At 69.5% G+C, this 4,466-nt stretch carries 8 protein-coding genes; 6 read left to right on the top strand and 2 right to left on the bottom strand.

The features are described from left to right. The 6 genes from VFF46_RS02040 to VFF46_RS02015 form a co-directional block, all read left to right on the top strand. The coding region (locus VFF46_RS02040) for a substrate-binding domain-containing protein (protein WP_325035250.1) at positions 1–451 on the top strand (451 nt) is incomplete at its 5' end. Between the two features lie 73 nt (positions 452–524). Next, on the top strand, positions 525–740 hold the full coding sequence (locus VFF46_RS02035) for a hypothetical protein (RefSeq protein ID WP_325035249.1): 216 nt from the start codon (positions 525–527) through the stop codon (positions 738–740). 149 nt (positions 741–889) lie between these two features. Then, a complete protein-coding gene (locus VFF46_RS02030) occupies positions 890–1,234 on the top strand; it encodes a hypothetical protein (protein ID WP_325035248.1) in 345 nt (114 codons plus the stop codon). A 57-nt stretch (positions 1,235–1,291) separates the two neighbouring features. Beyond that, on the top strand, positions 1,292–1,648 hold the full coding sequence (locus tag VFF46_RS02025; RefSeq protein ID WP_325035247.1) for a hypothetical protein: 357 nt from the start codon (positions 1,292–1,294) through the stop codon (positions 1,646–1,648). Further along, positions 1,645–2,073 (top strand): hypothetical protein, encoded by a 429-nt coding sequence (locus VFF46_RS02020; protein ID WP_325035246.1) that lies wholly within the window; start codon positions 1,645–1,647, stop codon positions 2,071–2,073. The genes VFF46_RS02025 and VFF46_RS02020 overlap by 4 nt, the downstream gene beginning before the upstream one ends. Beyond that, entirely contained in the window at positions 2,070–3,584 is a 1,515-nt protein-coding gene (locus VFF46_RS02015; protein WP_325035245.1) for a multicopper oxidase family protein, read from the top strand. Before VFF46_RS02020 ends, VFF46_RS02015 begins: the two co-directional genes overlap by 4 nt. A 153-nt stretch (positions 3,585–3,737) precedes the next feature. Here the strand turns inward: VFF46_RS02015 and VFF46_RS02010 are convergent, their stop codons facing one another. Beyond that, positions 3,738–4,217, bottom strand: coding sequence for a Clp protease N-terminal domain-containing protein (locus VFF46_RS02010; RefSeq protein ID WP_325035244.1), 480 nt, complete (start codon positions 4,215–4,217; stop codon positions 3,738–3,740). After that, complete coding sequence (locus VFF46_RS02005) at positions 4,217–4,441, bottom strand: hypothetical protein (protein WP_325035243.1); 225 nt, start codon at positions 4,439–4,441, stop codon at positions 4,217–4,219. Before VFF46_RS02005 ends, VFF46_RS02010 begins: the two co-directional genes overlap by 1 nt. Between the last annotated feature and the right edge of the window lie 25 nt (positions 4,442–4,466).

Genomic DNA, 4,466 nt, shown 5'->3' with positions numbered 1-4,466 from the left:
CCGGCCGGTGGAGCTGACGCTCGACGAGGTCGGGTACACCGACTGCGAGCTGCGCATCCAGGGCCTGCAGAAGACAATGCCGGATGCCCGGCTGCGGATCGTCTCCGGCGGGCACAACGCGTTCGCCTCCGGCCTGCGCGGCGCGGAGTACGTGCTGGACTCGCAGGACCGGCCGACCGCGATCGTCGGGCTGAGCGACGTACAGGCGCTCGGCGCCCTGGAGGCGATGAAGACCCGGGGCCTGGCCCCGGGTCGTGACCTGACGCTGGCCGGGTTCGACGACATCCCGGCCGCCGCGGCCGCCGGGCTGACGACGGTCCGGCAGCCGATCAAGGACAAGGGCCGCGCCGTCGGCCGGATCCTGCTGGACCCGGCCACCACCGAGCGGCAGCTACTGATGCCGACCCAGCTGATCGTCCGCTCCAGCAGCGGACCGGCACCCAAGCACTGACAACCACACAGACCTTCCCGGAACCACGAGGTTCCCGGGGCGATCAACCACGCTCTCAGGAGGGAGCAGCACCATGACGTACTTCATCGCAGGCAACACCGCGGTCGGCAACGCCCGCAGCCTGACCCAGTCCGCACTCCCGAACGCTCCCCAGCAGCCGTACGACGCGCCGCGCCCGACGCTCCGCACCCGCCTCGCCACCGCGCTGCGCGCCACCGCCGCCCGCGAGGTCCGCCTGGCCAACCGCATCGACCCCACCCCCACCTGCCAACCCACCACCGCCCACTGACCCCACCCAAGCCGCCCATCCGGCCACCCCAACGCGAGGGGATAACCCTCCGCGTTGGGGCTTCTCCGGCGGTATGGCAGCGGATAACCCACAACAGCACGGGTTATCCGCGCTTGTTTTGTCGGTGGGGTCTGGCACTCTGAAGGGCGATGACTGAGCCAGGGGTGTTACTGACCGCGCGGGCGCTGGTGCTGCACGACCTCGCCGCGCGCGGGTTCGACGACGCGGTGATGGTGTCCTTGCTGGAGGACGCCGTCGCCGGCCGGCAGTGGTGGCTGGACCAGTGGCCGGACGGCGCCGAGCACATCGCCGGACTGGTCGCGCAGGACGTCCAGGACCGCCTCGTCGACTCCGGCACCCGTTGGCCGCGCTGCACCGCCTGCGACGACCTGCACGACCACGAGCTCCGGATCGAGCCGGAGCTCGGCCCCGACCCGCACTGGGTCTGCGAACGCGCCGGCATCACGGTCGCGCCCCTGGGAGGCCTGACCTGACCCTCCGGGAGATACCTGATTGATCTACATGTAGCCAGACTACTATTGTCTGTCTACATGAAGGTTATCTACGCACTCCGGGCGACGGCCGGCCTGCATGCGGTCGCGATCTGCCTGCAGCCGGTGTTCGCGGGGGTCTACCTGAACGGGTCCCCGGCCGGGATGCGGATGCACGAGCCGACCGGGCACGCGCTGGTCTTCATCGGCCTCGCACAGTTGCTCGCGGCAACGTTCTGGTGGCGGACCGGCGGCCGCTGGACCGCACCCGCGGCCAGCCTGCTGATCACCGCCGGCGAGGTCGTGCAGGTGACGATGGGCTACAGCCGGCAGCTCGCGATCCACATCCCGCTCGGCGTCGCGCTGGTCGCGAGCACGGTGGCGTTCGCGATCTGGATCAACCGGCGGGCCGCATGATCACCCTCGAGCCGGAGACCACGGTACGCCGGCCGCGCGTCAGCCTGTACGCACTGCGCGGCATCCTTGTCCTGCACGCGATCCTGATCGTCGCGCAGCCGATCGCCGCGGGCTACTTCCTGTCCGGCAACGTCGACGCGATGACCAACTTCCATTCCACCATCGGAGGCTCCGTCTGGATGGTCGCGTTGCTGCAGAGCGTCGTCGCCGCCTGCTACACGATCGCCGGCCGCGGCAGGATCTGGCCGGCCGTCCTGTCGCCGGTCCTGGTCGTCGCGGAGTTCGTCCAACTCACCTTCGGCTACCTGCAGAACTTCGCCGTCCACATCCCGCTCGGTACGGCGATCGTCGGCACCGTGCTGTGGATGACGGTCTGGTCGTTCCGCTCCACCGCACGCGCGAATCGCCGGGAGGCCACACGATGAAGATGTCCCGCCGCGGGTTCATGGTCGCCGGGACCGGCGCCGCCCTCGCCCTCACCGGCTGCGGCCAGGAAGCGAGTCCCGCACAGGCCGGAGAACTCCTGCGCAGCAAGGCGAAACTCCCCGCGCCGTTCCAGGTCCCGCTGCCGATCCCGCCGGTCAAGAAGCCGCTCCGCTCGGACGCGAAGGCCGACTACTACCGGGTCGTCCAGCGCACCGCGAGCCTGGAGATCCTGCCCGGCCTGAAGACCGAGATCACGGGGTACGACGGCCTGCTGCCCGGGCCGACGTTCGACGTACGCAGCGGCCGTACCAGCGTCATCGAACAGGTCAACCAGCTCGACGTGCCCACCGTCGTCCACCTGCACGGCGGCCACACGCCCGCGCCGAGCGACGGCTGGCCGCTGGACCTGATCATGCCCACGCACGGCGATCACGGCGGCCACCACATGATGGGCGGCGGCGACATGACGACGGGCAAACGCACGTACACGTACCCGAACGAGCAGCGCGCCGCGGCCCTCTGGTACCACGACCACACGATGGACTACACGGCTCCGCGCGTGTATCACGGCCTGTTCGGGCTGCACATCATTCGCGACGCCGAGGAGGACAATCTCCCACTACCGAAGGGCGATCGGGAGATCCCGCTGGTGATCGCGGACCGGGCCTTCGACGCGGACGGCTCGTTCCTCTACCCGGCATTGAAGGACGGGCCCGGCGTCGAGTCGGCGTACATGGCGGGGGTCGTCGCGGACGTCACGCTGGTGAACGGCGCACCCTGGCCGGTGCACGAGGTCGACGCGGTCCGGTACCGCTTCCGCATCCTGAACGCCTCGAACGCGCGCCGATACGAGCTCGCCTTCGACAAAGGGCCCGCGAAGTTCGTGCAGATCGGCAGCGACGGCGGCCTGCTCGACAAGCCGGTCGAGCACACCACGCTGGTGATCGCGCCGGCCGAGCGGTTCGACGTGATCGTGGACTTCTCGCAGTACCAGCCCGGCGACGAGGTCACGGTCGTCAACAACCTCGATGGCAACGCCAACGTGATGCGGTTCAAGGTCGCCCGCAAGGCCGTCGACGACACCAGCATCCCGGCGACGCTCTCGTCGTACGCCGTGACGCCCCGGCCGAGTGGTGTCCTCCGCCGGGAGTGGCGGTTCCGGCGCGGCGACGCCGGCGGCCACCGCGGCTGGACGATCAACGGGAAGGCGTTCGACCCGCAGGTGATGCAGGCGCAGGTCAAGCTGGACCAGTACGAGATCTGGACGTTCGTGACCGACGTACACCATCCCGTGCACGTCCATCTCGCGCCGTTCCAGGTACTGACGCGAGGCGGGAAGAGCAAGCTGTCGGAGTACGACCACGGCTGGAAGGACACCGTGGACATCCGCCCGGCCGAGGTGGTCGAGGTACTGGTCCGCTTCAGCGCCCACAAGGGCAAATACCTGATCCACTGCCACAACCTCGAACACGAGGACATGGCCATGATGGCAGCCTTCGAAACGATCTAGCGCCGCCCTCCACCAGACCCGCAACCTGGTTGAAGCCCGCACTGGTCAGGACGAAGAACGCCAAGAACGAAGAGCGGACCGGCGACCAGACCGCAGCCAAGCAGAACGCGGCGCATCAACTGCTCCCGCCGGTGCCGCAGCAAAGCAGGCGCATCAGTTGGTGCCGGAGGCCAGGGCCTCGGCAGCTTGGGTGCGGAGGGCGACGCGGTTGACGCCGGCGGCTTCCAGCGTGCGGGCGACCCGGCCGCGTTCGGTGTCGAGGAGGCCGACCAGGATGCGCATCGGGCCGATCCGGGAGCCGAGCTTCGGCGGCGCCTCCATCGCGCGTCTGAGGACCAGCTTGCCGGACTCGCCGAACTGCGGCTGACGATCCCGGTCCGGCGTTGCCTGGGGCAACGAATCGATCCGGACCGCGATCCCGGCGACGGCCAGGCTCTGCTCCCACTCCCGGTTCAGTGCGGACCGGATCACGTCCTCGGTCAGTCCGGCCGCGGTCAGCATCCGGGTGGCTGCGTTGTCCTCCAGAAGGGCTATCGCGAGCAACAGGTGCTCCGCCTCGACGGTCCTGGAACCGTCGCGGCGGGCCTCGTGCCGCGCCGACCGCACCAGCGTCGAGCGAATATCCGTCGGCATCAGCGCCTCCTCAGGGCGACCCCGGCGGCCACCAGCCGCCGGACGTGCTTCTTGTGCACGGCCTGCCGGGTGACCCCCAGGACCTCGGCCACCTCGGCCCAGCTCCAGCCGGCCCGCATCGCGCGCTCCACCTGGCTGTCCTCCAGCCGGTCGGCGAGCCGGCGTAACGCGACCACGGCCGCCAGTCCGGCCGCCGGGTCCTCGGGATCCACCAACTCCGTCATATAAGCAACCTAGGTTGACAACCAA

It is taken from the genome of Kribbella sp., assembly GCF_035655035.1.
Lineage (GTDB): Bacteria > Actinomycetota > Actinomycetes > Propionibacteriales > Kribbellaceae > Kribbella.
Note: the sequence above shows the minus strand (reverse complement) of the source record. Positions and strands in the feature narration are given on the sequence as shown.